This is a genomic window from Streptomyces sp. NPDC005303, from assembly GCF_040607335.1.
GTDB lineage: Bacteria > Actinomycetota > Actinomycetes > Streptomycetales > Streptomycetaceae > Streptomyces.
In genome coordinates this window covers 335,689-361,313 of the sequence record NZ_JBEXGM010000003.1, presented here as the reverse complement: position 1 = coordinate 361,313, position 25,625 = coordinate 335,689, and the positions used below count along the sequence as shown (strand labels likewise).

At 67.8% G+C, this 25,625-nt stretch carries 17 protein-coding genes and 4 pseudogenes; 14 read left to right on the top strand and 7 right to left on the bottom strand.

The features are described 5' to 3' along the window. Window positions 1–95: 95 nt before the first annotated feature. Window positions 96–1,102: pseudogene (locus tag ABZT93_RS08065) on the top strand (PHP domain-containing protein); the annotation flags it as partial. Window positions 1,103–1,448: 346 nt separating this feature from the next. Further along, window positions 1,449–3,104, top strand: a pseudogene (locus ABZT93_RS08060) (PHP domain-containing protein); the annotation flags it as partial. Between the two features lie 380 nt (window positions 3,105–3,484). Here ABZT93_RS08060 and ABZT93_RS08055 read toward each other — a convergent pair. Further along, entirely contained in the window at window positions 3,485–4,600 is a 1,116-nt protein-coding gene (locus ABZT93_RS08055) for an XRE family transcriptional regulator (protein WP_356100624.1), read from the bottom strand. Window positions 4,601–4,842: 242 nt separating this feature from the next. Between ABZT93_RS08055 and ABZT93_RS08050 the strand changes: the two genes are divergently transcribed. The 5 genes from ABZT93_RS08050 to ABZT93_RS08030 are packed head-to-tail and all read left to right on the top strand — an operon-like array spanning window position 4,843 to window position 8,573. Beyond that, window positions 4,843–5,751, top strand: a complete 909-nt coding sequence (locus ABZT93_RS08050; RefSeq protein ID WP_356100621.1) for an AAA family ATPase — start codon at window positions 4,843–4,845, stop codon at window positions 5,749–5,751. A gap of 46 nt (window positions 5,752–5,797) precedes the next feature. After that, window positions 5,798–6,217, top strand: a complete 420-nt coding sequence (locus ABZT93_RS08045; protein ID WP_356100619.1) for a hypothetical protein — start codon at window positions 5,798–5,800, stop codon at window positions 6,215–6,217. After that, window positions 6,214–6,717, top strand: coding sequence for a hypothetical protein (locus ABZT93_RS08040; RefSeq protein ID WP_356100616.1), 504 nt, complete (start codon window positions 6,214–6,216; stop codon window positions 6,715–6,717). Before ABZT93_RS08045 ends, ABZT93_RS08040 begins: the two co-directional genes overlap by 4 nt. A 24-nt stretch (window positions 6,718–6,741) precedes the next feature. Beyond that, a complete protein-coding gene (locus tag ABZT93_RS08035; RefSeq protein WP_356100612.1) occupies window positions 6,742–7,608 on the top strand; it encodes a CBASS oligonucleotide cyclase in 867 nt (288 codons plus the stop codon). Then, window positions 7,605–8,573 (top strand): S-4TM family putative pore-forming effector, encoded by a 969-nt coding sequence (locus tag ABZT93_RS08030; protein ID WP_356100610.1) that lies wholly within the window; start codon window positions 7,605–7,607, stop codon window positions 8,571–8,573. Before ABZT93_RS08035 ends, ABZT93_RS08030 begins: the two co-directional genes overlap by 4 nt. A gap of 103 nt (window positions 8,574–8,676) precedes the next feature. Here ABZT93_RS08030 and ABZT93_RS08025 read toward each other — a convergent pair whose 3' ends face one another. The 5 genes and pseudogenes from ABZT93_RS08025 to ABZT93_RS08005 all read right to left on the bottom strand — a co-directional run bounded on the left by ABZT93_RS08025 (window position 8,677) and on the right by ABZT93_RS08005 (window position 13,622). After that, window positions 8,677–10,416, bottom strand: a complete 1,740-nt coding sequence (locus ABZT93_RS08025) for an AIPR family protein (RefSeq protein WP_356100607.1) — start codon at window positions 10,414–10,416, stop codon at window positions 8,677–8,679. Window positions 10,417–10,634: 218 nt separating this feature from the next. Then, window positions 10,635–12,095 (bottom strand): UvrD-helicase domain-containing protein, encoded by a 1,461-nt coding sequence (locus ABZT93_RS08020; protein ID WP_356100604.1) that lies wholly within the window; start codon window positions 12,093–12,095, stop codon window positions 10,635–10,637. A 9-nt stretch (window positions 12,096–12,104) separates the two neighbouring features. Continuing rightward, on the bottom strand, window positions 12,105–12,608 hold the full coding sequence (locus ABZT93_RS08015; RefSeq protein WP_356100715.1) for a hypothetical protein: 504 nt from the start codon (window positions 12,606–12,608) through the stop codon (window positions 12,105–12,107). A 207-nt stretch (window positions 12,609–12,815) separates the two neighbouring features. After that, window positions 12,816–13,199: pseudogene (locus ABZT93_RS08010) on the bottom strand (DUF6083 domain-containing protein); the annotation flags it as partial. Window positions 13,200–13,358: 159 nt separating this feature from the next. Next, complete coding sequence (locus ABZT93_RS08005; protein ID WP_356100601.1) at window positions 13,359–13,622, bottom strand: helix-turn-helix transcriptional regulator; 264 nt, start codon at window positions 13,620–13,622, stop codon at window positions 13,359–13,361. A gap of 624 nt (window positions 13,623–14,246) precedes the next feature. On the opposite strand from ABZT93_RS08005, the gene ABZT93_RS08000 reads away from it, so the two are divergent. The 3 genes from ABZT93_RS08000 to ABZT93_RS07990 all read left to right on the top strand — a co-directional run bounded on the left by ABZT93_RS08000 (window position 14,247) and on the right by ABZT93_RS07990 (window position 19,605). After that, the gene (locus ABZT93_RS08000; RefSeq protein ID WP_356100598.1) at window positions 14,247–14,843 is read left to right on the top strand and encodes a hypothetical protein; all 597 of its coding nucleotides are present in this window, start codon (window positions 14,247–14,249) and stop codon (window positions 14,841–14,843) included. A gap of 329 nt (window positions 14,844–15,172) precedes the next feature. Next, a complete protein-coding gene (gene dnaE, locus ABZT93_RS07995; protein WP_356100595.1) occupies window positions 15,173–18,628 on the top strand; it encodes a DNA polymerase III subunit alpha in 3,456 nt (1,151 codons plus the stop codon). Continuing rightward, window positions 18,625–19,605, top strand: a complete 981-nt coding sequence (locus tag ABZT93_RS07990; protein WP_356100592.1) for an ImpB/MucB/SamB family protein — start codon at window positions 18,625–18,627, stop codon at window positions 19,603–19,605. Before dnaE ends, ABZT93_RS07990 begins: the two co-directional genes overlap by 4 nt. Window positions 19,606–19,731: 126 nt before the next feature. On the opposite strand, the gene ABZT93_RS07985 is transcribed toward ABZT93_RS07990, so the two are convergent. Continuing rightward, a complete protein-coding gene (locus ABZT93_RS07985; protein WP_356100589.1) occupies window positions 19,732–20,316 on the bottom strand; it encodes a helix-turn-helix domain-containing protein in 585 nt (194 codons plus the stop codon). Between the two features lie 300 nt (window positions 20,317–20,616). Between ABZT93_RS07985 and ABZT93_RS07980 the strand changes: the two genes are divergently transcribed. From ABZT93_RS07980 to ABZT93_RS07965, 4 genes and pseudogenes are all read left to right on the top strand, one after another. Then, a complete protein-coding gene (locus tag ABZT93_RS07980; RefSeq protein ID WP_356100711.1) occupies window positions 20,617–21,102 on the top strand; it encodes a 2Fe-2S iron-sulfur cluster-binding protein in 486 nt (161 codons plus the stop codon). Next, window positions 21,099–22,094, top strand: coding sequence for a xanthine dehydrogenase family protein subunit M (locus ABZT93_RS07975; RefSeq protein ID WP_356100586.1), 996 nt, complete (start codon window positions 21,099–21,101; stop codon window positions 22,092–22,094). Before ABZT93_RS07980 ends, ABZT93_RS07975 begins: the two co-directional genes overlap by 4 nt. After that, window positions 22,091–24,334 (top strand): xanthine dehydrogenase family protein molybdopterin-binding subunit, encoded by a 2,244-nt coding sequence (locus ABZT93_RS07970; RefSeq protein WP_356100582.1) that lies wholly within the window; start codon window positions 22,091–22,093, stop codon window positions 24,332–24,334. Before ABZT93_RS07975 ends, ABZT93_RS07970 begins: the two co-directional genes overlap by 4 nt. A 46-nt stretch (window positions 24,335–24,380) precedes the next feature. Further along, a pseudogene (locus ABZT93_RS07965) lies at window positions 24,381–25,508 on the top strand (XdhC/CoxI family protein); the annotation flags it as partial. Window positions 25,509–25,625 lie beyond the last annotated feature (117 nt).

Below are 25,625 nucleotides of genomic sequence, written 5' to 3'. Positions count from 1 at the left end.
GCGATTCGAACGCTGCCGTACGCATGTTCGGGTTTTGGCCTATGGCGGAGGTGAGGCGATAGGGAACTGATGTTGTTCGAGAGCGGGAGGTGCGGATGCCTGGCTTCACCCATCTGCACACCGTCTCCGGGTTCTCCCTGCGCTACGGCGCCTCGCACCCGGAGCGCCTCGCCGAGCGCGCCTTCGAGCGGGGGATGGACGCCCTCGCCCTCACCGACCGCGACACCCTCGCGGGCACGGTCCGGTTCGCCAAGGCTTGCGCGAAGGCGGGAGTGCGGCCGGTGTTCGGGGGTGGGTCTGGCCGTGGAGGAGGCCGAGCCCGTACGACAGGATCGGCGCCGTGCGCCCGTGCGCGGCGGTGCCTTCGTCGACGAATCGGCTCCCCGTGTCACCTTCCTCGCCCGCGACGGCGCCCGCGGCTGGGCCGACCTGTGCCGGCTCGTCACGGCGGCGCACTCCGACAAGGGTGAGCGGGGCACGCCGCTGCTGCCCCGGACCGAGAACCGGGGGGACGGGCTGACCGTGCTGCTCGGGCCCGACTCCGACGTCGGCCGTGCCCTTGCCGCCGGCCGCCCCGACCGGGCCGCCCGGCTGCTCACCCCCTGACGGGAGACCTGCGGCGAAGCCCTGCGCCTCGAAGCCGTCTGGCGCGGACGCAAGGGCACCGGCCCGGGCTCCCTGCGGCTGGCCGCCCGTACCGTCGCATTCGCCGCCGAACAGCGGATCCGGCCCGTGCTCAGCAACGCCGTACGCTACGCCGACGCCGGGCCCCTGGGCCCGGTCGCCGACGTCCTGGACTCCGCCCGCCGCCTCGTCCCCGTCGGAGCCGTCAAGTAACTGGACTCCGGCGAGGCCTGGCTCAAGGACGAGGGCGCCACGCCGGCGGCCGCGGAGCGGATCGTCGAGGCCGCGGGCTTCCGGCGCGAGGCCGCCTACCGGCTGCTGGAGCAGACGCAGGCGACGGCCGCCGAGTGCCTGGTCGACCCCGAGGACGACCTCGGCATCGGCACCGTCCACTTCCCCGAGCCGCACCTCGTCGGCGCGGGCCGCCGCAGCGCCCAGCGGGGCCCTGGCCTCGCGGGCGGCGGCCGGGATGGTGCTGAAGCCTCCGCCTGGGCCGTGATCCGCTCCCGTGGAGTGAGTTGGAGCAGGCGAAGACTCGGAGGATCCGTGCTGGGAGCTGCCGCCAGGGCTGGTCTGAGGCTGTTCGTCTGCCCTGGGGTGCTGGATGACAAGGGTGCGGGGGGTGGTTTTCCCCAACTGCTATGCCTCGATGGGGAGGTGGCGATCGGTGCCTGCGTTCGGATGCTGCTCACCTCGCCAAAGAATCGCTTACACGTTCGAATCTAGTCGCTGACCGGGGCTGATGGGGTTAGAGTAATCGAACGAGCGTACGATGCAGATATCGGGCATATAGCCGAAAAGGGGTGGAGTGATGGAGGTGCGGCATGACGGGCTTCGCCCATCTGCACGTCGCGTCCGGTTACTCCGCTCGCTACGGCGCCGCCCATCCCGAGCATCTCGCCCGACGGGCGGCCGAGCGGGGCGTGGCAGCGCTCGCGCTCACCGACCGGGACACGGTCACCGGTACCGTCCGGTTCGCGCAGGCGTGTGCGAAAGAAGGGGTCCGGCCGATCTTCGGTATCGACCTCGCAGTGGAGGCTCTCGCACCTCCGCCGCCCACTCCGCGACGCCGTACTCCGGCGCGCGGTGGTGCGCACGTCGTCGAACCGCCCCTGCGGTTTGTGCTGCTCGCCCAGAACCGAGCGGGATGGGCTCGGCTGTGCCGCATCACGTCGGCCGCCCATGTCGGTGCCGTGTCCGGTACGGCGCCGGTGGTGCCGTGGGAGGCGCTGCGCGAGTACGGCGGCCCCGGCCTGACCGTGCTGCTCGGGCCACTCTCGGAGCCGGTGCGGGCACTGTCGCTGGGCCGGGAGGACGTCGCGATGAAGCTGCTGGCGCCCTGGAAGGAGGTCTTCGGGAGGGACGTCCGATTGGAAACCGTTGCGCAGAAACGTTCCGGCACCGGTCCGGGATCCTTGCGCCTGGCCGCCCGCACCCTGGCGCTGGCCGACCGCACCCGCACCACCGCGGTTCTTTCCAACGCCGTCCGCTACGCCGACCCCGACCAGCACCGCCTTGCCGATGTCCTGGATGCAGCGCGGCTACTACGCCCCATCGACCGGCGTCACCTGGACAGTGGGCAGCGCTGGCTCAAGGACGAGAGAGGAATGGCGAGCGTGGCGCGGATGATCACCGAGTGCGCGGGGACGGATGCCCGCCGGGCCCGGCGTCTGATGGCCGACACAGTTACCACGGCGACCGAGTGCACCGTCGACCCGGCAGCGGACCTCGGCCTCGGTACGCCGCACTTTCCGGAGCTCTCGCTCTTCGGAGCTGAGCCAAGAGCGGGAGGGGCCGCCCAACTGCTGCGCAGGCAGTGCGAGGCCGGCCTGGCCCGACGCGGTCTCGACCGAGACCGTATGGCGCTCGAGCGGATGGCCGATGAGCTGGAAGTGATCTCCACGCTGTCCTACGACTCGTACTTCCTTGCCGTCGGCCAGGTCGTGGCCGACATTCGGGCCAAGGGCATCAGGGTCGCCGCCCGCGGTTCGGGCGCCGGGTCGATGGTCTGCCACGCGCTGGGTATCGCCACGGCCAACCCGCTCGACCATCGTCTGCTGTTCGAACGCTTCCTGAGCGTGCGCCGGGCTTCGCTGCCCGACATCGACATCGACGTGGAGTCCGCCCGGCGCCTGGAGTGCTACGACACGATCTTCGAACGGTTCGGCAAGGAGCGGGTCGCGGTCACCGCGATGCCCGAGACCTACCGGGCACGCCGGGCCCTGCGGGACACCGGCCTCGCACTGGGGATCGCCCCGGCCGAGGTCGACCGGATCGCCAAGAGCTTCCCGCACCTGCGGGCATCGGACATCACCAGCGCGCTCGCCGAACTGCCCGAACTGCGGCAGCTGGCCGCCGAGGCCCACCACTACGGACCGCTGTGGGAGCTGGCCGAGGGTCTCGACGCCCTGATCCACGGCATGGCCATGCACCCCTGCGGTGTGGTCATCAGCGACGCCACCCTCCTGGACCGACTGCCGTGTAGGGTGCGCAGATTTGCGCGCAACGTCAGAGCTGTGACCTGCGGTTCCAGGAGACGTGCGCAACCGATTCTGACCGGCTGTCCGAGGGAAATGCGCAACACGCGAAGACCCCGACAACTAACCGTCACTCTCTGTGAGATCCAGAGCCTGGAGGCGTCAGGAGGATTTGACCTGCTTCTGATGAAGGCCTGGTAGAACACCGGCCCACCCGCGAGAGCCGCAGGGGGCCCGGTGTGTTGTCGACAGGGTAGGGCGGTGTTCCTCCGCGGCGCGTCGCCTGGGTATCCCGAGCGGCGAGTGCCGAAGTCGTGCCACCAACCGCAGAGCTCGTCGAACTACGTGAGCGCCGGGACGACCACCACTGGCCTGGTGGTAGGTCAAAATTCCACGCGAGGTCGTTCGCGGATATCACGGCTGAGCAGGTTACGAATGTCGGCTTCGGGAAGTCCGGAACGGCTGATGAAATCGTCGAACGAGAGTCCCGTTGTTTCCATGAGTTCTAGCGCGCGTTGCAGCAGTACCGGAGCCTCTGGATTCCCCAGAGAGCCTGGCTCTGTTTTCCTCCATCCTCGGACGGACAATGCTTTCCATCCCTGGGCGTAAGTGTGTTCGCTCATGACGCCGAGCGTTTTCGCCCTGACCAGGAGGGCGGCTAGAGAGACGTGCCATTTGGCCTTCAGGCGAAGAAATGCGGGCCAGTCGAGCCGGTCCGGAAGTTCGGATTTAATGTCGTCGGCCGGCATGAGAAACGCGGCGGCAAACTCGTGTGCTTGACTCTCGGTTTCCTTATCGCCAATTTTTCCATTGACGCCATGCAGTACAAGATGGCCTAGCTCGTGGGCCGCATCGAAGCGGGAGCGGTCGCGCAGGCCCTTGTCGGCCCCAAGGGCAACAACGGGTCTATCGGGGAAGTCGACGCAGAACGCATCAACTTTTTCGATGCTGACGCGGAAACGGACGACAATAATTCCATTCATTTCCATTAGTCGCACGACATCTTGAACTGGACCTCGTGAGACGTCCCAGTGGTCGCGGACCTGGGCTGCCGCCTGTTCGATATCGGCGGAATGAAGAGCCTGTCCTTCGTCGATCGGGGCACGCGGCAGATTGAGTTCGGGCAATGCGACGTGTTTTTCGAGCTCAAGTGCGAGTTCCCGTGCAAGGTGCACGTAGGCGAGTGCTTGTTGGCGATCTCGGGGGGAGGTGGACCGAAGGCTGCGGAAGTACCCGTTGATCTGATCTTGGACAGGGGGGCGGGCTGGGGCGGCGAAGAACGCCGGAGGTACCCGCAAGGCGACCGCGAGTCGGCGAAGCGTCGCTGTGGCGGGCTTGGTGTGTCCGTTCTCGAACTGGCTGATCGAGGCTGCGGTGACGGAACCGACTTCCCGGGCCAGTTGCACCTGGGTGAACCCGCGAAGTTCGCGTGCCGTTCGGAGCCGGCTGCGATCGAACAGCGCTGCGATGTCGCCGGGGTCCAGTTGCGGGTCGTTCACGTCGCTCGTCTCCGGGCCAGTCGATGTCCGCCGATCAGCGGACGATTCTCGATCTTGGATGCTCCGCTCGCATCTTAGGCACACCTTGGTTACTGGTCGGTCAAATCACTCGGCTCCAGCGGAACACGCCAGAGCGAAGTGTGTCGAGTTGCATCTCCGTCATGTCGTGTACTCTACCCAAAACGCGGAAGATGATGTTCAGATCTGAGGTGACCCGCCCAGTGTGGGAGGACGGAGCTGAGGTGACGAAAGTCCAGGAGTGCGTGCTGTCGGACGAGGTGATCACCGCCGACTCGGCGGAGGTCGCGTTGTGGGACGCCATCGTGGTGCCGGAGGACATCAAGGAGCGGTTGCGCAATCAGACCGTGTTGTCGCTGCTCGTGCGGCCTGACCTGCCGTTCGCGGTGACGGCGTTGCACGGCTTGTGCACGCTCTACGGCCCTCCCGGCACCGGCAAGACGACCCTGGCCAGGGGCTTGCCAGCACAGGTCGCCCCGTACGTCGCCGGAGGTGTGGTCCGGCGGATCGAGATCAACCCGCACGGGCTGATGAGCGCCGAACACGGGCAGTCGCAGCAGCGGGTAAGCGAGCTCCTCGGCGAGTACGTGCCAGGTCTTGCGTCGGACGGTGTGCCGACCGTGGTGATCCTCGACGAGGTCGAGTCGATGGCGGTCGCCCGCTCGGCGGCGTCGCTGGCCGCAAACCCGGCCGACGTCCATCGCGCCACCGACGCGGTGCTCACCGCCTTGGATCTCAACGCTGCCGAGCACCCGCATCTGTTCTTCGTTGCGACCAGCAACTTCACCACCGCCCTGGACGAAGCGTTCCTCTCCCGCTCCGACGCCGCCATCTTCGTACCGCTTCCCGAGCCGGAGGCACTGCGGGCGATCCTTGCCTCCACGCTACTGACGTTGGCCGACAAGTACCCGGCCTTGGGTGAGCTGGCACGCTCCTCGGTGATGGAGCGCGTCGCCGAGGCAGCTCAGGGATTGGACGGCCGACGTGCGCGCAAGGCGGTCTTCGAAGCCCTGGCGCAGCGGCTGGACACGGTGCTCGACCCCGGCCTCCTCACCGAAGACGACCTGGCCGCCGCAGTGCGCAGCGCCGTAGGGGAGACGGGCCAGCCGGAGGTGTCCCGTGCGGCGTACTAGGCAGGTGGCGGCCTCTCCCGTGCGGAGCGCCAGCGGAACCTGGACGGTGATCGCGGACCTCGTGGCTGACACCGTGGAGCAGTCCTCCGCGCTGTCCCGCGACGAGGCGGTGCAGGCGATGTCCGCCGCCGAATCGGTGGGGCGGATGCTGATCGCGGCAGGGCACCTGCACCAGTACCCGATCACCTTGGTTGCGGGCAAGGTGCACTGTGAGATCACGACGGTGTCCGGCACGGAGGCGCTGACGTTGGAAGAGAACCTCAACCCTGTCCCCGGCGCGGCGGGCGCTGACGATTTCACGATCCACCTGCCGTCCCCGGCGCCGCTGAAGGAGCAGGTGAAAGCAGCCGTCGACGGTCACGCCCGGTTGTCCGACGCAGTTCCGCTCGCTCCGGAGGCGAAGGCGGCCACCTTTGGTTCGCTGATCGACCGTGAGGCCCTGCGGCGGGCGGTGACTCAGCGATGACCTCCACGTACACCTACAGCTACACCCGGACCCACACCGCCACACACCTGACCGACGTCATCCTGGGCACCATCACCGACATCCTTGCTGACCTGGGAATCAACATGGACCGGTTCCGTCGCGATTGGGTGCAGAACGAAGACGCGATCAAGGCGTGGATCGAGGAGGGCTCCCTCGACACGGTCGTCCTGGAGTGCCACCAACCCTCGGGCGTCGTGGCGCCGGTGATCGAGTTCCCGGTGTCCTACACCGCCTCCGGCGACGGCAACGCCGCATTCACTGCCTCCCGCGCCCGGGCCGCCCGGTTCCGAGCCAAGCTCGACCGGGTACCCACGAGCACCACCTACCGGCTGTTCTGCACCTTCAACGGGCCCCGCACCCCGCAACCAGGTTGGGGCCCCGGTCACCGGGCGAGCACCGATGGCCTGCGTGGCATCACCTTCGGCACCCTCGGCTCCGCCCCGCACGCCTCGACTGGCATGCGGTATTTCCACACCTGAGACCAAGAGCAGGGACACACGGCTATGGGATACATCGACGACGCCTTCGCCAACCTCAAGCACAACCTGGAGATCACCCAGACCGAACAGGACCTGGCGAAGGCACGGCACGAGACCATCCGTGACTTTGTCCGGTCGCACTGGGACCTCGCCGACGACTTCCTCACCGGGAGCTACCGGCGCGACACCAAGACGAAGAAGCTCAAGGACATCGACATCTTCGTGGTCCTCGACGCCGACGGCTCTCAGGCTGGCTTCCGCGATCAGGCTCCCATCCAAGTGATCAACGCCTTGGAGACCCTGCTCCGCCAGAAGTGGAGCTCCGCCGCCCGTGACGGTATGGCCGTCGTCATCCCCTACGGCCCCGACGACGACGTCATGTCGATCGATGTAGTCCCCGCCTTCAAGCGAGACGGTGGCGGCTACTACATCCCCGATCCCTCTGCTGGCGGCTGGATCGCGACCAACCCCAAGCGTCACCACGAGCTGAGCATTGCCAAGAACACCGATTGCGACGGTAAGTACGTACCCTTCGTCAAGATGGTCAAGGGCATCAACCGCGAACTCGGCGAGCCCGTTTCCCCCTCCTTCCTGCTGGAGGTCATGGCGCAGTCGCTGGTGAAACCGCCGATCGGGCGCTTCCAGGACGAGATCGTGCTGTTCCTGGCCACCGCCGCCGAACGCATCGGCGACGAGTGGCCCGATCCAGCCGGCCTGGGCGGTGACGTCAACGCCGTCATGAACGCGACCCAGAAACTTGCCGCAGCCAACGCGCTCGACCAGGCCCGAGCCATCGCGGAGAAGGCGGTCGACCTGGAGGACGAGGAGCAGGAACGCGCCGCCTTCGACGAGTGGAAGAAGCTGTTCGGGAACCGGATGACCAGGCCATGAACCTCTCCACCAACCCCGACGGCGTCCACGGGATCCCGCCTCGGGCCATTCACGAGCGACAGCTCGACGACGACATGCTGCTCCTCCAACGCGCCGCGTCGGCAAGCCACCAGCGCGGCCAACTCCTCGAAGCCGTACGTGTCGCCTTCGCTGTCGCCTTCGCCGCCGTCGGCGTCCTGATCACGCTGGTTGGCCACGGACGGACAGTCGTCTCGATCGTTGGCTTCCTCTGGTTCGTCGTCTCCGCGTTTCTCCTCAAGGGCCTCGCCGGGAACACCGCCCGCCAGGGCGCTCTGCTCCAGGAGATGTTCGACATCGCCCTGTTCCACTTGCCGTGGCGTGCAACGGTTGCGGGTGATCCCGTCCCCGAACCCGATGTCCGCCGCCTAGCGCGCAGCCTCGCCAGAGGTGGTGCAAAAGACAGGCGCATCACGGACGGCTGGTATGACCCGACTAACGACGTACACCATCCCTATGACGTTTTCATCGCCCAGGAACAGAATCTCGCCTGGGATGCCCGCCTCCGCCGCCGATACAGCAACCTCATCGCCGCTACCGCTGTGCTGTGGGCTGCCGTTGGATTCGTCGCCGGTCTGGTAGTCGCGGACGCCACTCTGGGCGACACCCTCCTCAGCTTCTTCGTCCCTTCCCTGGCGGTGTACCAGATCGCTTACGAGATCTGGTCCGGCCAACGCAAGGTGGCTGATGAACGCGACCGGCTCACCAAAGTCGTCAACACCGAGTTGCAGAACGGGCGCCCCGGGCCCGTCCCTGACGACGAATGGCACCGCCTACGGAACGTCGCACGGGACGTGCAGGACGGCGTACTCCGCACGCGCCTGGACCCCACCCGAGTACCCGAGTGGTTCTATAAACGCTTCCGTGACGGCGACGAACGCGACTTCGGTGATACCGCAGAAGGCCACCGACTTCGCCTCGCCCAAAACACGCCCCCACCCCCGTAGCCCCTGCCAGGAGGCAGGCTCCACGCCGCTCGCTCAGTCAGGCTGCTTCAGTTGAACGTCGAACCGCCTCGCCCCGACATTCACACGTAGCAGTTGCCGCCAGTCATCGTTCGATGTGGTATCGGCTTTGAGAGACAACTGCCTGCCGGAGCTTGGCGGTGAATTCAGGTGTGCGGGCGATGCGGTCGACGCCGCCAGCCTTGCTCTGGCGCAGGGCGCTCTTGAAGTTCTGTTCCAGCGTGCCCGTCATGCGGGACATGAGGTCGTCGCTGAGATGGGCGAGATCGATGTTGAGTAAGTCCCGCGGGGTGGGCTGCCTCAGCCTGGTCAGGGTGTGGGCGGACATAGCTGCTAGCGGGTAGAGCCAGTTCTCCAAGGTTTCCCCGAGCAGCGGGCGGTCTTCGGCGTACTTGGCGAGGAAGGTCCGCAGGCGGGTGTGGACGTCGAGGCAGAGGCGGTAGATGTCCAGGTCGTGGCGGGGGGAGAAGATCTGCGCGTAGTGCTGGTCGTCCAGCAGCAGCGCGTCCGAGTGGCGCAGGGCGGTGTGTGGTTCGCGCTGCACGAAAGCGGTGAACTCCCGGGCCAGGCGGGTCATGCTGATGACCCGGTCGAGAGGGAAGCCGAGGTTGCGGTAGTAGCTGGCCCGGCGTTCGTAGTAGTAGCCACCAGCGTGCCCCAGGCTTTCCTCGATGTCTTTCTGGATGGCTTCGGTGGCTCGCAGGGCGCCCGCCGGCAGCTGTGTCTGGCTGTTTGTGGCTCGGATGATGCGGTCGCGGGCGGTGCCGGACTCGGGTGCGACCACGATCTTGACCAGAAGGGAGCGGTCGCGGTGCTGGCCTCCGTTCTGGAAGTAGCTGTAGATCTCGTGGCTGGTCTGCAGCCCATTGACGATCTGCGGCTCTTTGACGACGATCCTCTTGCCTGCGATCTGGGCAGCGTCGGCGACGACGGTGACACCGTTGTTGAACCACCAGAAGTCTTCGCCCGTGCCGGACTTGAGGGTCTCGCCGATTGCGTTGTTCACCGCAGTGGACCCGGCGTAGTCACGCACGTTCGATTCGAACAGTTCCAGGCGCAATGCTTCGTTGTCCGAGGTTATGAAGCGGTAGTACTCGTCCAGACGGGCCAGGCAAACGTACCCCTCGCCGAGCGAGGTGCTCATCGGGGTTTCGGTGAACACCAACTGCGCGACGGCTTTGGCCCCTCGGGCGGTGCGTTCGCGTAGATCAGCAGCGTTGAGGTACTCCAGATCCGCCTTGGTGTCCGACGTGATCTTCGCGAGCTCTCGCCGCAGCCGATCTCCCTTTGCCTTCACGTTGGGGTGCGGCGTCTCGGCGGCTTTGTTGGCGTAGATCACCTTGATGCGGACCTGCGGGAACGATGACGCCAGCTCTTCGAGGATGTGTAGGAAGCGCCGTGTGCGGTCCAGGAGCTTGGCGTTCGTGTGCGCGACCAGGTCCTCTTCGTCCCGGCTCATGTCCAACAGCGTCGGCAGATGGAAATGCAACTTCTCTACCACGGTCTCCTGGTAGCCGGTCGAGGTCTTGGCCTGCAGGATCACCAATTCGATCTTGCTGGCACGCGACGGCAGGAACTGATGGGCATCAGCGGTGACGTAGCGCTCGTCAACGAAGGTCCAGATGCCATCGATGCCGCAGTCGTGAGCCCCGTCCACGATGCCGTCCATGATTTCGTCGTTGTCGAGGTCCCAGTCCTGCAGGGCCTTGTCGGCAGCGAAGAACGTGAAGAAGTCATCCCTGCTCTTGTCCGGTGCCAGCTTCCGGTGCTGGTCCTCCAGAATGCGGTCGAGTAGCCGCTGGTCGTTGTTCTGTACGGACGTCATACAGCACCACCCCCACCAAGGCGTCGAACCCGGACAATGATGTTGACAGGCTGCTGAGCCGGTGAACAGGCCGCGTACTGCGCAGAGTTGGAGAAAGCTCCTGGTGTTTCAGGGGCGAGCCCCCAGGTCTCTGACTCTTAAGGCGCCACGGCCCCTGCAAGCTCAATGGAGATCCTGGGGTGCTTGTGTCGGCGGGTGCAGGACCAAGTGATGGGCGATCAGTTTCCAAGGTGGCTGTCGATCCAGGACAGTCCACCGAGGTCGAGATGGTGACGCGCTCGGGTGACTGCGACATAGGCGAGGCGGGCGTCAGTATCGCTGACAGGTTCAGGGATGGGACGGCCCTCGGCGTCCTGCTGGTCGGTGTCCTTGGGGGGTGGGAAGTCGTCACCGATCCGGACGGTTGGCCATTCGCGGCCCTTAGCCTTGTGAGCCGTCGATACCGTGACGTCGGCATGGTCCTCGTCGGTGAGCTCGTCGACCGCGGCGAGGATTGCCTCGGGACCATGTGTGTCGACTAGGTCGACGAAGGGCTGGAGGTCGCCGCCGGAGGGGTCGTAAGCCGCGTAATCCTGTACTTCGCCCCAGGAGGCGAAGAGGACGAGTTCGGGATGGTTGGTTCGGCGGCCTTCCTTGAGGTCGCGCGCGGCCAACGCCAGTCCGGCGAGGGTGTGTCCGCCGCGGGCCAGGGCGACGCGGTGACCTTCGGAGAGGAGCCGCATGACCTCGGCCATGGCGCCGATGTTGGTGCGGCACAGCACTGCATCCGGGTTGGCGATTTCTCCGACCTCCGTGGGCATCGTCTCGCTTCCGGTCAACCGGATGGGGGCCTCGGCAAGTTCGAGCCAGCGGTTGGCCTGTTCGGCGAGGAGGGGGCCGAAGCGGAAGGAGCGGGTGAGAGTGAGTGCGGTGGCGTCGGTGAAGTCGGTCATCACGTCCCGGGCGCCGCGCCAGCCGTAGATGGCCTGTGCGGAGTCGCCCACCATGACGAGCTGGGCGTGTTCACGCTGGGCGTTGAAGACTTGCTCAAGGACGGGGTTCGTGTCCTGGGCTTCGTCGAGGAAGAGGAAGTCCGCTTCGATCTTCGGCTGGGTCAAGGCCCACATCTTCAGATAGTGGTCGTGCTCGAATTGGACGACGCCCTGGTGGGGGTTCTGAAGGTCGGCCCACGCCTTCACCGCGAACGGAAAGACTACGTCGGCGAGTTGGGTGTGCTCGGCAATTGTCGCCAGGCGGCGAAGCCGCGGTACATGATGGCGGCCGAGAGTCCGGTCGGCGGAGTAGCAAAAGCGCTTCACGGCGCGTAGCGCCGCGTTGGAGAGCGTCCTGTGGCTGATCTCGTGATCGCCGATGCGGATGGGCCGGGTGAGGCCGAGGGCCTGACCGGTCTTCCAGGCGGGCTGGCGTGGACCGTTGAGACGACCGCCATAGCTGTGGCCTAGGGCGGCGTACGCGGTCGCGTGGGCGGTTCTGCACGTCACCGTACGCGGGAAGCGCGTAGCGGCGTGGCAGGCGATGTCTTTGTTGAAGGCGATGTAACGGCCGCGTCGATTGGTGCTGGCGGCAAGCATCTCAAGGGTGGTGGTCTTGCCGGTACCGGCTCCCGCTTGCAGGGAGAGGTGGTGTCCCGCGCGGAAGGCGTCGACGGCGTGGACCTGCTCGTCGGTCGGGGTAGACACAAAGGCTCCTCAGGAGGGGCGGGCGGCGCACTTGCCTCTTGGCCGGCGGTGGGGATGGCTGAGGAGAGTGCTCGCTGCGCAGAGCAGTAGTTCTTCCGGGGTGTGCTCGACCAGCAGCTCTTCTAGTCGGCTTGTCAGATGGCGGGCCCGCTCTTCTCCGTGCCTGGCCACGGCATCGGTCACGACCTGGCCCAGGAAGTCCCGGGGCCGTTGGGCCCAGGCCGCCGCAGCCCGACGGACGGTGGTGCGGGCGGTGGGGCAGAGGGCGACGTTCAGCAGGACCTGGCCCTGCCGGTCAGGGTAGTGGGTGGTGAGAACGTCGATGGGGAGTACGGCATCGAGTCGGTGGCGTAGCGCCCGCAGCGCACGGCCAGGAGTCTTGGCGCGCTGTAGGGCCAGCAGCCTCGCGCGGCTGGTGTCACTGGCCAGAGCCACGACACGACGGGCACGACACAGCTCATCGTCGGTGGCGGGCCGGGTCAGGACGATCTCGATCGCGTGGTGCGCGGTCACAGCTGTGGTGCCCTCCTGCTCCGGTCGGCAGGCCCTGGACGTCGGGTGAGCGTCGGGAGCCGGGTGCGGACGTGGTCGTGGTGGAGGAGGGGATCGAAGGGACAGGAGCTGCACGACCGGACGGGCCGGCCGGCACGTAGTCGTCGGCGAGGCCTCGGCGTTCGGCGGAGCGGAAGGGGGAACGAATGTGCCGCGGTCGATCAGGCGGCGAGTGTTGACCGCCAGAGCGCGTCGCAGTCCTGCCAGTTCGGAGGCAGCCGGAAGGGCATCGCGGGCAGGGCACAGCAGAGCGTGCGGCAGTCGGCACCAGTCGCTGCCGTCGCCCGCCGGATGAGCGACACCGCGGCTGACGTGCCAGTGACAGGTAACAGGCACCTTCTCAGCGGGCAGTTCGTCAGGGTGCAGGCGGACGGGCTGCTCGTTGGTGCGGTGGTACCACTCGATGCGGTTACCGCAATCCCGGCAGCAGTCGCTTTGGCCGCACCTCAGCAGACGGCTGGCACTGTCGCCGCTGACGTGGAGAGAACGCCTCGCGCGGAGGTGGGAGGGGCTGCCGTCCCGATGGTGCGGGGAAGGGGGTGTGGAGCGCATGCGGGCGAACCTGTCAGCCAACACGCCGCTCGAGCAGTATCGCTGCCGCAGTTGTCCCCTGGATGGCCGTATTTGCTAAGACTGGCTTTCGAGGGTGCGACCGCACGTTCGCTTCAGGTCACCAATTCGAGCGGTTGGCGAATGCTGTCCTGAAGCCGGTCAGCCGTCGGCCTTCGACGGGGGTTCGTGTCCGTTGCACAGGGCGGAGAAGAACTCGTCGAGTGGAGTGCCGAGGGCGTGCGCGAGGGCGTGCCAGGTCTTCAGAGTTCCGATCGTGCGGCCCTGCTCGATCTCGATGAGAGTGCGTCTGGCGAGGCCACTACGGGCGGCGAGCTCGTCGTAGCTCCACCCTCGGTCCGCCCGCAGGCGCGCGAGCTCCAGGTGGAGCGCCTCGAAGTCAGGATCGGGCGGAAAGATCGTCACCTGACCATCCGACGGGGCAGACACCTGCCCTGTCAGTGCAGACCTCTGCCCTATTTCCCCAGGTGGCGGCCCGGGCGAGAGGGCAGAGGTCTGCACTACCGTGTGCTGCCGCTCCCTTGAGCGGACAACGGCGCGGGACAGGACTGGGAGGAGCGCGCGCCCATGAGGCTCCGCACAACATGCCCGACAGCGCGGCGTGCCTGGACAGTGGAGCTGCGGCCCGGCTCCGGCGGTCCGCAGCTCGTATGTCAGCAGTGCGACCACCGATGCGTGCTGCCCGCGGCGGTATCCGCGCGATCTGCGGCACTCGAACACCTGGCCGGGCATGCCCGACGCGGCGTTCTGCCGTCGTACCTGCGCACCTGTCAGTGCCACGAACGGGGCTGCCGCTGGCACCCCCGTCACCGCGGCTGCGCCGGCCCTGTTCGACTTCTTCTCGCCCGCGAGAGGGGAGGACGGCTTTGGAGACTCGCTGATGCCTGCACGGCCTGTGCCTCGGTGACGGGGCAGGCCGCTGTGGTTCCGGAAACCTTCCTGCGTGTGACCAGGAGGCCGACGGACGGTGCCTCACAGCGGCGTAAACGACAGCCCAAAGGGCCGGGCGATCAGGCCCGGGTGCGGGAGATGCTCAGCTACCTGGCCGCAGCCCTGCCGAGCCATGTCGGGGCTGCAGCCCGACTGCTCGCCGTGCAGTGCGCCCTGCGCATGAACATCGACGGCCAGGTCAGATTGCCGACCGGAGTCCTGCGCAGTCTCCGCCTGAGCCGCGATCCGCTTCCTTGGAGTGAACTGGAGCAGTCGCGATGTCTCCGCAGAGCACCGGCTGCCCCGGGCTCTGCCGACAGTGGGATGGTCGCCCAGATCCTCGACAGTGGGCTGTTTGCCCAGCATCCAGCCCGCCCGGATCGCAGGAGGGCTGCTGACTGGGCACTCCGCATGGCAAGAGAAAGCTGCGCGAGCGCCGACGGCCCGGCTTTGCGGCTGACCGCCCTCTGTCTTGTGGCGCACACGGATTCTGCGGTCGGTCGCGGTTGCGTCGAAGTGGACCGGATCGCGCGTGAGTGTGGGCTCGTTCCCGAGGCGTTGTTCGCAGTGTTCGATCGGTTGGAGGCACTCCTCGCCTCCTGGAGTGTGGCCCTTGATACAGGAGATCTGCACTGGGAGCTGCTGTCAAAAGGTGAACGGCGTCAGTGGGCAGATCCGCGCTGGCGTGAAACCTAGGGCTGACGTGACCGCGACCTCAGGCCTCCGATTGCGGCGAGAGTCGAGAGGGCCGTTCGTGCTGCAGGTCGTTGCCTGTCGATCCTGCCTTGAGCCGCTGAGCGGTGGCGGCGCGGTGTGCGCCCGGGGACGGGTTTCCCCAACTGCTTTGTCGGGTCGGCGAGGTGGCGGGGCGGCCCCGTTTTGGCCAGCTTCACGCCACCGCAGAATCGTTATTGTGTTCGAATCTAGTCGCTGACCGGGGCTGACGGGGTTAGAGTAATCGAACGAGAGTACGATGAACATATCGGGCGTTCGGCCGAAAAGGGGTGGAGTGATGGAGGTGCGGCATGGCGGGCTTCGGCCATCTTCACGTCGCGTCCGGTTACTCCGTTCGCTACGGCGCCGCCCACCCCGAGCACCTCGTCCGACGGGCGGCCGAGCGGGGCATGGCTGTACTCGCGCTCACCGACCGGGACACGGTCACCGGAGCTGTCCGGTTCGCGCGGGCGTGCGCCGGGACCGGGGTCCGGCCGATCTTCGGCGTCGACCTGGCGGTGGAGGCCCTTGCGCCCCCGCCGCCCGCCCAGCGCCGCCGCACCCCGGCGCGCGGTGGCGCGCATGTGGTCGAGCCTCCGCTGCGGTTCGTGCTTCTCGCGCAGAACCAGGAAGGGTGGGCGCGGCTGTGCCGGATCACCTCGGCCGCCCACGCAGGCACCGCGTCCGGTGCAGCTCCGGTGGTGGTGTCGTGGGAGGCGCTGCGTGAGTACGGCGGTCCCGGACTGACCGTGCTGCTCGGGCCGCTCTCGGAGCCGGTGCGCGCCTTGGCGGCCGGCCGGGAAGACGTCGCGATGAAGCTGCTGGCGCCGTGGCAGGAGATTTTCGGGAGCGGGGTCAGGCTGGAAGCCGTTGTGCATAAACGTTTCAGCATTGGGTCCGGATCGCTGCGGCTGGCTGCCCGCACCCTGGCGTTGGCCGACCGCGCCAACATCACCGCAGTGCTCTCCAACGCCGTCCGCTACGCAGATCAGGACCAGCACCGCCTCGCCGACGTCCTGGACGCCGCGAGACTGCTGCGCCCGATCGACCGGCGCCGCCTGGACAGCGGGCAGCGCTGGCTCAAGGACGACAAAGCGATGACGGTCATTGCGCAGATGGTCGCCGAGTGCGCCGGAGGGGATGTCCGGCGGGCCCGCCGTCTGATGGCGGACACCGCTGCCACAGCGGCTGAGTGCACCATCGACCCCGCAGCGGACCTCGGGCTCGGCACGCCGCACTTCCCGGAACCGTCACTCTTCGGCGCCGAGCCCGGGCCGGGCGGAGCCGCACAGTTGCTGCGTCGGCAGTGCGAGGCCGGCATGGCCCGGCGCGGACTCGACCGCGACCGTGCGGCGCTCGATCGGCTGGACCAAGAACTCGAGGTGATCTCCACGCTGACCTACGACTCGTATTTCCTCGCTGTCGGCCAGGTCGTCGCCGACATCCGGGCCAAGGGCATCCGTGTCGCGGCCCGCGGCTCGGGTGCCGGATCGATGGTGTGTCACGCGCTGGACATCGCCACGGCCAACCCGCTCGACCACCGCCTGCTGTTCGAACGCTTCCTGAGCGTGCGCCGCAGGTCGCTGCCCGACATCGACATCGACGTGGAGTCCGCCCGTCGCCTGGAGTGCTACGACGCGATCTTCGAACGCTTCGGCAAGGAACGGGTCGCTGTCACCGCGATGCCCGAGACCTACCGGGCCCGCCGCGCCCTGCGGGACACCGGCCTCGCCCTCGGGATCGCGCCCGCGGACGTCGACAGGATCGCCAAGAGCTTCCCGCACCTGCGGGCCTCCGATATCACCGGCGCCCTCGCCGAACTGCCCGAACTGCGCCAACTGGCGGGCGAGATGGATCGCTACGGGCCTCTGTGGGAGCTGGCCGAAGGCCTCGACTCCCTGGTCCACGGCATGGCCATGCACCCCTGCGGTGTGGTCATCAGCGACGCGACCCTCCTCGACCGGCTACCAGTGCAACCCACCCCACAAGGCGACTACCCGATGGCCATGGCCGCAAAGGAGGAGATCGAGGATCTGGGCAATATCAAATTGGACGTCCTGGGCGTCCGGATGTTGTCGTCGATGGCCCATGCAATCGCCGAGATCGAACGGACGACCGGCAACCGCATCGACTTGGACGATCCACGACAGGTGCCGCTCGACGACGTCTTCGCCTTCAAGCTCATTCAGGAGAGTCAGACCCTGGGCCTGTTCCAACTCGAGTCGCCCGGTCAGCAAGATCTCTTGTCTCGGTTGCAGCCACGCGATCCGCAGGACGTCATCGCCGACATCAGCCTCTTCCGTCCCGGTCCGGTCGCCGGTGGCATGCCCGAGCGGTACATCGCTGCCCGCCATGGCGGCACGCCCTCGTATGCCCATCCGGATCTTGAGCCGGTGCTGGCCGACACCTACGGCGTGACCATCTGGCACGAGCAGATCATCGAGACCTTCTCGGTGATGACCGGCTGCGACCACGCACTTGCCGAGCTCGCCCGGCGGGCGCTCGGCGACAAGGGGCGACTTCCCAGGATCAAGGACTGGTTCCACCGCCAGGCGCAGACCCGGGGCTACAGCCCGGCGGTGAGGGACGAGGTCTGGAAGACCATCGAGGCCTTCGGCGCGTACGGCTTCTGCCGGGCCCACGCGGTCGCCTTCGCCGTACCTGCCCTGCAGAGCGCCTGGCTCAAGGCGCACTATCCGGCGTTCCTGTTGGCCGGTCTTCTCGAACACGACCCCGGGATGTGGCCCAAGCGCGTCCTGGTCTCCGACGCCCGCCGACGCGGTGTGCCGATTCTGCCCATAGACATCAACCACTCCAAGGTGAAACACGCCGTGGAGAAGGTCGACGGAGATCAGTGGGGCATGCGGCTCGCACTGTCCGCGGTGCACGGCATCAGCGAGGAGGAATGCGCCCGGCTCGAGCAAGGGCAGCCGTACGGATCACTGTCGGACCTCTGGCAGAGGGGCCGCCCCAGCAGACCGGTCGCCGAACGCCTCGCGGAGATCGGCGCCCTGCACTCCCTCCACGACGGACGACTCACACGCCGCGACCTGCTGCTGCAGATCGCCGAACTCCATCGGGCCTCCCGCACCCGGTCGGCAGGCAACGGCCAACTGCCCATCGAGGCGGGCGCCGTCGGCGGTGCGGAGCCGAGCGGCTTGCCGGAGATGACCGGACGCGAAGCCCTGAGCGCCGAGCTGAGCACCCTCGGTATCGACGTCTCCAGGCACCTGATGGAGCACCACCACCGGCTGCTGCGCGAGATCGGCGCGACCGACGCGGCGCATCTGGCAGGTATGCGTGCTGGGCAGCAGGTGCTGGTCGCGGGCGTACGGGCCTCCACCCAGACCCCGCCCATCGCCAGCGGCAAACGCATCATCTTCGTCACCCTGGAAGACGGTTCCGGCCTGGTCGACCTGGCTTTCTTCGAGGACTCCCACCCGGCCTGCGCACACACCGTCTTCCACAGCGGGCTGCTGCTGGTGCGCGGCACGGTCCAGGTGCGCGGCACCCGCCGTACCGTCGTCGGCACCATGGCCTGGGATCTGGACGAGATCGCCGCCGCCCGCCGTGACAACGGTCCCGAAGCCGCACTCGCGCTCCTCGGAGCCGGTCATCCGCACCCGACACCTGCACAGCCACAGCGCACCCTGGCCAACGGCACCACCGGTGCCCGCCTGCACCCCTACGCCGATCTCCAGCCCGCCGGCACCCGCTCGGCCGACCTGAAGAAGTTCGGCCATCGCAGTCCAGGGAGCGCAGGATGACCACACGGCAGCGGCACATCGCCCACCTCCACCTGCACGCTGCGCTGAACGAGGCTCAGTACGACGCTATAGTCGAACTAATGTCTGGTATCACGCCTCACGTCCAGGCTGTCCCGCCCAACGCCGTCCAACTCGACCTGACGTCGGCGCTCAGATACTTCGATCTGTCCCCCTACGACGTCGTCCAGTTGGCGATGCTCAGACTGAAGGCCCTCTACGGCATCGACAGCAGCGCCGGACTCGCGGGCAACCGCATGCTGGCCGCGATGGCGGCCGACGCGTCCGCGCCGGGCGACACCACCTGGGTCCCCGCCGGGCAAGTGGGCAACTGGCTGTACCCGCGGCCGGTCACCGCACTGCCAGGAATCGGCCGTGCCACAGCGGAGACGCTCAGCAGGTACGGGCTGCACACCATCGGGCAGATCGTCGATCTGCCTGCGGGAACCCTGCAGCGCCTTCTCGGCGTGGGCCCCGCGCGGCTGCTGGCCGAGCGGGCTCGCGGTCATGACCCCCGGCCGGTCATTCCTTCAGAACCGGCGGCGCACCTGATCGCCGACCTCGTGTTGGAGCGGGACTGCCTCGACCCGGCGCAACATCACCGAGTGGTCCTGGGACTTGCCGACCAGATCGGCCAACGCCTGCGCGGCGAACGTCAGATCACCAACCGACTCGCCCTCACTGTGAGGTACGCCGACCGCAGCTCCACTACACATACGCGTGCGCTGCCAGAACCCACCAACCACTCACCAGCCCTCGCGGTATCTGCCCTGGGCCTGCTGAATGCTCTGGGGCTGCAGAGAGCAAGGGTCCGCGCCTTCGTGATCCGCGCCGACGCTCTGCTGCCGGCCGACAGTGCGTACCACCAGCTCTCTCTGGATCCCGGCGACGATCGCGCCCGCGCAGCCGAAGCCGCCGCTGACCGTGCCCGTCGACGTTTCGGGCCGGAAGCCATACGTCCAGCAACCCTGGCTGACTGACTGCTTTGCCAAGAATCACTGGTTTCTGGCAGAAGAGGGCCGCTCTTCTGTGTGCCGGGGCACTGTCGACCGTCGTACGGGCGGCGGCGGAAGGCGAGACGAGACGGGGCCACAGAACCGGGCGGTTCAGCCGTGGGGTCCCATGCCGCGCAGGAAGGTGTCGACGACGAGCGTGGCCAGTGCGTCCGCGTTCTGCCGGACCTGCTCCGGGTCGCGATCCGCGCCGCCTCCGTGCTGGGCCTCGTCGACGAGGGCGTAGTAGGCCCGCCGCGCCCACAGGAGGTCCGCGTCCGGGGCGAGGAGCCCTTCGCGCTGGGCGCGGGCGAAGAACTCCAGGACGCCGGCGTTGATCTCGGACCAGATCACCTCGGTGAGGGGGGTGTCGGCGAGGGGGTGGCCGAGGGTGAACCGCCAGACACTCTTGGTCCGCAGTACGTTCGCCGTGCCGCGGTGCAGTGCCACGAGCGGTGGGGCGGTGTCCATGTGGGCGTCCTCTACGGCCTCCAAGAGCTGCCGCTTCGCCGAGGCGGCGAGGGCTTCGATGAGGGCCTGGCGGTTGGCGAACCGCCGGTGCACGGTCGTTCTGGCTACGCCCGCCTGCTCGGCGATCTGCTCCATGGAGGCGCTGGGGTCTTCTGCCAGGACCTGCTCGGCCGCCTCCAGGATCGCGCGCACAGTGCGCGCGGCATCGGCCCGCAGGGGTCGGCCCATGACCTATCCACTCCCGGTGTTGATTCGTGATGCACCGACGACCATACGCCTGACCTGCGAATTTGTACTGATTTGCATCAATACTGTTGCATGGGAATGTAAAGTTGCGACAAGGGTGATGCGAGTAATTGGTCTAACTGCTACGTTCCTGTTTTAGATCATGGACCTCCTCTCATGATTCGGCTCCCCGGTCGACGGTTTCCGAAGTCCGCGGAGCGGAGTCCCTCTGGTCCTGGCCTATGTGCCTGATGGCCCCCCTCAAGAGACCGAGCCCTCGGGTGAACCGGAGGAATGACCACGATGGAGATCGAGCTGCGGATCAACGGATCCGCCCAGAAGCTGGACGTCGCGCCGCAGGTGAGCCTGCTCGACGCGCTGCGTGAGTACTTGGGGTTGACCGGTACCAAGAAGGGCTGCGACCAGGGCGCGTGCGGTGCCTGCACGGTGCTCGTGGACGGCCGGCGGATCAACGCGTGCCTCGCGCTGGCGGTGCAGTACCAGGGCCGTGAGATCACGACCATCGAAGGGGTCGACCACCCTCTGCAGGCGGCGTTCATCCGCACGGACGGTTTTCAGTGCGGCTACTGCACGCCGGGCCAGATCTGCTCGGCGATCGGGATGCTCGCCGAGCACAAGGAAGGCGCGCCCAGCGCGGCGACCGAGCAACTCACCGACACCGGCGGGGAGTTGGACGAGGCAGAGATCCGGGAGCGGATGAGCGGCAACCTGTGCCGCTGCGGCGCTTACAACGGCATCGTCTCGGCGATCAAGGAGGTCGCGAAGTGAAGTCGTTCTCCTACCTCAGCGCCCCGGACACGGCCACGGCGCTGCGCACTATCGCCGACTCTGATGACGTCAAGTTCCTCGCGGGCGGGACGAACCTTGTCGACCTCATGCGGGAGGGCATCGAGCACCCGGCGACGGTCGTGGACATCACCCGGTTGCCGCTGACCGGGATCGAGGAACTGCCCGACGGCACCCTCCGCGTCGGCGCCCTGGTGACCAACAGCCGGCTCGTCGCGGACCCCCTGATCAGGACCCGCTATCCGGTGCTGGCCAAGGCGATCCTGCTGGGGGCCTCCGCCCAGCTGCGGAACATGGCGACCGTGGGAGGCAACCTTCTGCAGCGCACCCGCTGTATGTACTTCTACGACGAGGCCTCCGCGTGCAACAAGCGTGTGCCGGGCAGTGGTTGTGACGCGATCGGAGGGTTCTCCCGCGGCAGCGCCGTGCTGGGGACCAGCGAGCACTGCATCGCCACTCATCCCTCGGACATGGCGGTGGCGCTGGTGATGCTCGACGCCGTCGTCGAGGTGGAGAGCGTACGCGGAGTACGACGCATCCCCGTCGCCGACTTCCACCGGCTGCCCGGCGACACACCGCACATCGAGACGGTGCTGGCCGCCGACGAGCTGATCACGGCCATCGAGCTGCCCCAGATACCGGTCGCGGCACACTCGCTCTACCGCAAGGTCCGCGACCGCGCGTCCTACGCCTTCGCTCTCGTCTCCGTCGCCGCCGCACTGTCCGTCGAAGACGGGCTGGTGACCGGGGTCCGGCTCGCACTCGGCGGCGTCGCGACCAAGCCGTGGCGGGCGCGCATCGCGGAAGAGTTGTTGCTCGGCGCCGAAGCCACCGACGAGAACTTCGCCAGGGCCGCGGCAGCCGAACTCGCCCCCGCCCTGCCGCTGCCCGACAACGCCTTCAAGATCGACCTGGCCCAGCGGACGGTCGTGGCCGTGCTGCGGAAACTCAACGCCGAGCGGAGCGCATCGTGACCACACACACCTGGACAGGCTCCGAGCCCGGCACAGGCGCTTCTGTGCCCGTCGGGGGGGCGGTCGGACGGCCGGTGGACCGCCGGGACGGCCACGCGAAGGTGACCGGGGCCGTCCGGTTCACCGCCGAGCACCACTACCCCAACCTCACGTACGCGACGCTCGTGCATGCCACCGTCGCCCGGGGCACGATCACCGGCATCGACACGACCGCGGCGGCCGCGGTGCCCGGCGTCGTTGCAATCCTCACCCACCTCAACGCGCCGAGGATCCGCTCGGTACGCAACCACAACATCGTGCGGGACCTGGGACCGAGTGTGTCGGGCACCAGCCTCGACTACCTCAACACCGATCAGGTCCACTGGGACGGCCAGCCGATCGCCGTCGTGGTCGCCAATACCTCGGCTGCGGCGAACGAAGCCGCTCCGCTCGTCGAAGCGACGTACGACCCGCTGCCCGCACGGGTGGACTTCACCGTCGAGCAGAAGAACGCCACCCCGGCGAAGGGCGACCTCACCTTCGCCGGCCACACGAAGAAGGGCGACGCCGAGGCGGCACTGGCCGCCGCGGACGTCTCGGTCGACCTGCGCTACACCACGCCCGGCCTGCAGCACAACGCGATCGAGCCGCACGCGACGGTCGCCGTCTGGGACGGTGACCACCTCACCGTGCACGACACCACCCAGGCCACGGACCAGAGCCGTCGCTACCTGGCCTGGCGGTTCGGTGTGCCGGTGTCCCACGTCCGCGTCCGTGCCGAGTTCCTGGGGGGCGGCTTCGGGGGTAAGTTCGCCGTCTGGCCCGGCACGGTCATCGCGGCGATGGCGGCCAAGGCCGTCGGGCGGCCCGTGCGCCTGGCCTTGAGCCGCACGGCCGTCAACCGCGCCACCGGCGGGCGTACCGCCTCCACCAACCGGATCGCGCTCGGTGCGACCCGCGACGGCCGGCTCACCTCGCTGATCCAGGACAGCGTCACCCGCACCGGCTCGGCCGGCGGCCTGCTGGAGGCGACCAGCTCACCGGCCCGGCACCTCTACGGCGCCCAGAACATGCTGACCCGGCAGAACCTCGTCGCGATGGATCTGATGCCCAACACCTGGCTGCGCGCCCCTGGCGAGGCGATCGGCAGCTTCGTGCTGGAATCGGCGATGGACGAACTCTCCTACGAGCTGTCCATGGACCCGATCGCCCTACGGCTGCGCAACGAGCCCACAAAGGACCCGACGGGCGGCAAGAAGTTCTCCCAGCGGAATCAGCGTGAAGCATTCGAGAGGGGCGCCGAACGCTTCGGCTGGGCGGACCGCGACCCCGAACCCCGCTCCATGCGTGACGGCGAGTGGCTCGTCGGGATGGGCACGGCCAGCGCCTACCACCCGACTCTGCGTCTGGTCGCCGACGTCAAGGTGCGTCTGAGCGACGACGGCAGCGCGCTCGTGCAGTGCGGTTTCCACGAGATGGGTATGGGCGCCGCGACCGTACAGGCACAGATCGCTGCCGACGCGCTCGGCATCGCGTACGAGAAGGTTCGCGTCGAGTATGGCGATACGGCCCTGCCGACGGGCCCGATGGCCGGCAATTCCAACCAGACGGCGACGGTGGCCACCAGCCTCCTCGCCGCATGCGCCGAGCTGACCCGGAAGGTGACCGCTCTGGCCCGGCGAACGGGCACGACCGGCCAGGAACCGGCGGCCGCCCTGCGCGCAGCGGGGCGACCGTTCCTCGAGGCCTCGGTCGGGTCGGACACCCGGCGGGGTCTGCTGGGCAGTCAGGGCCGGTTCCTCACCAACTTCCTGAAGGACCAGCGCTGGTCCAAGGCAGCCCGCGGCGCGCAGTTCTGCGAGGTGCGGGTGAACGCCGACACCGGCGAACTGCGGATCTCACGCTGGCTCGGCATGTTCGACGTCGGCCGCATCATCAACCCCAAGACCACGGCCAGCCAGCTCCGCGGGGCTGTGGTCATGGGTATCGGCATGGCGCTGTCGGAGCAGAGTCTGGTCGATCCCCGCAACGGGCGCACCATGAGCGCCGGACTCGACTCCTACTACGTGCCGGTGCACGCCGACATCCCTCCGATCGACGTCGCCTGGCTCGACGAACCGGACAAGACGATGCCCCTGGGCATCATCGGGCTGGGCGAGGTCGGCACGACCGGCGTGGCGGCCGCGATCGCGAACGCCGTTTATCACGCGACCGGAAAGCGGATCCGGGACCTGCCGATCACGCTGGACAAGCTGCTCTGAGGACGGCCCGGTCTGCGCAACACGACACGACGAGAAAGCCACTCCCATGCTGGACATCGCGGACGAGCTGAACCGATGGCTTGAGAAAGGGCGGGACTTCGCCGTGGCCACCGTCGTGGCCGTGGGCGGCAGCGCACCGCGTGGGCCGGGCGCCGCGCTCGCCGTCGACGCCGACGGCACCGCCATCGGGTCGGTCTCCGGCGGTTGTGTGGAAGGCGCGGTCTACGACCTGTGCATGCAGGCGCTCGCCGACGGCCAGACGGTGCGCGAGCGGTTCGGCTACAGCGACGAGGACGCTTTCGCCGTAGGCCTGACCTGCGGCGGCGTCCTCGACATCCTGGTCACCCGGGTGCCCGCCGACGGACCGGACAGGAAGGTGTTTCAGACGGCGCTGTCGGCGGCCACCCGGGGCGAGGCGGTGGCGCTCGCCCGCGTGGTCCGCGGCCCGGCAGAGCTGCTCGGCCGGGTGCTGGCGGTCCGTCACGACGGATCCTACGAGGGTGAACTGCGCGGACGCCCGGACCTGGACCGAGCCGTCGCCGACGAAACCCGCTCCCTGCTCAACGCCGGCCGCACCGCCACCTTCGACATCGCACAGGACGGCTCCCACTGCGAGCCCGGCCTGAGCGTTCTCGTCGAATCGAGCGTGCCGCCGCCGCGCATGCTCGTCTTCGGCGCGATCGACTTCGCCGCAGCACTGGTCCGCGTGGCCAAGTTCCTCGGCTACCACGTCACCGTGTGCGACGCCCGGCCCGTCTTCGCCACCCGGACACGCTTCCCCGAGGCCGACGACATCGTCGTCGACTGGCCGCACCGCTACCTGCTTCGCACCCGCACCGACGACCGCACAGTTGTCTGCGTCCTCACCCACGACGCCAAGTTCGACGTACCCCTACTAGAAGCGGCCCTGCGCCTGCCGGCCGCCTACATCGGTGCGATGGGCTCCCGTCGCACCCACGCAGACCGCGACCGCAGACTCCGCGAAACGGGCCTCACCGAAGCCGAACTGACCCGCCTGCACTCACCCATCGGCCTCGATCTCGGCGCCCGCACGCCCGAGGAGACGGCCCTGTCCATCGCGGCCGAGATCGTCGCCACCCGCCACGGCGGAACAGGGCTGCCCCTGAGCGACTCACACACGCCGATCCACCACGACACCGAAGCACTCCGGCCGGGGGTGAGCAGCGCGGGTGGCCGTGTGACACGACCGCGAGTCGACCGTCAGGAGCACCAGAACAGCCTGAGCCCTGTCCGGGTCGGCGTGGCCACCTCGATGCCGGCAGCCCGTGAT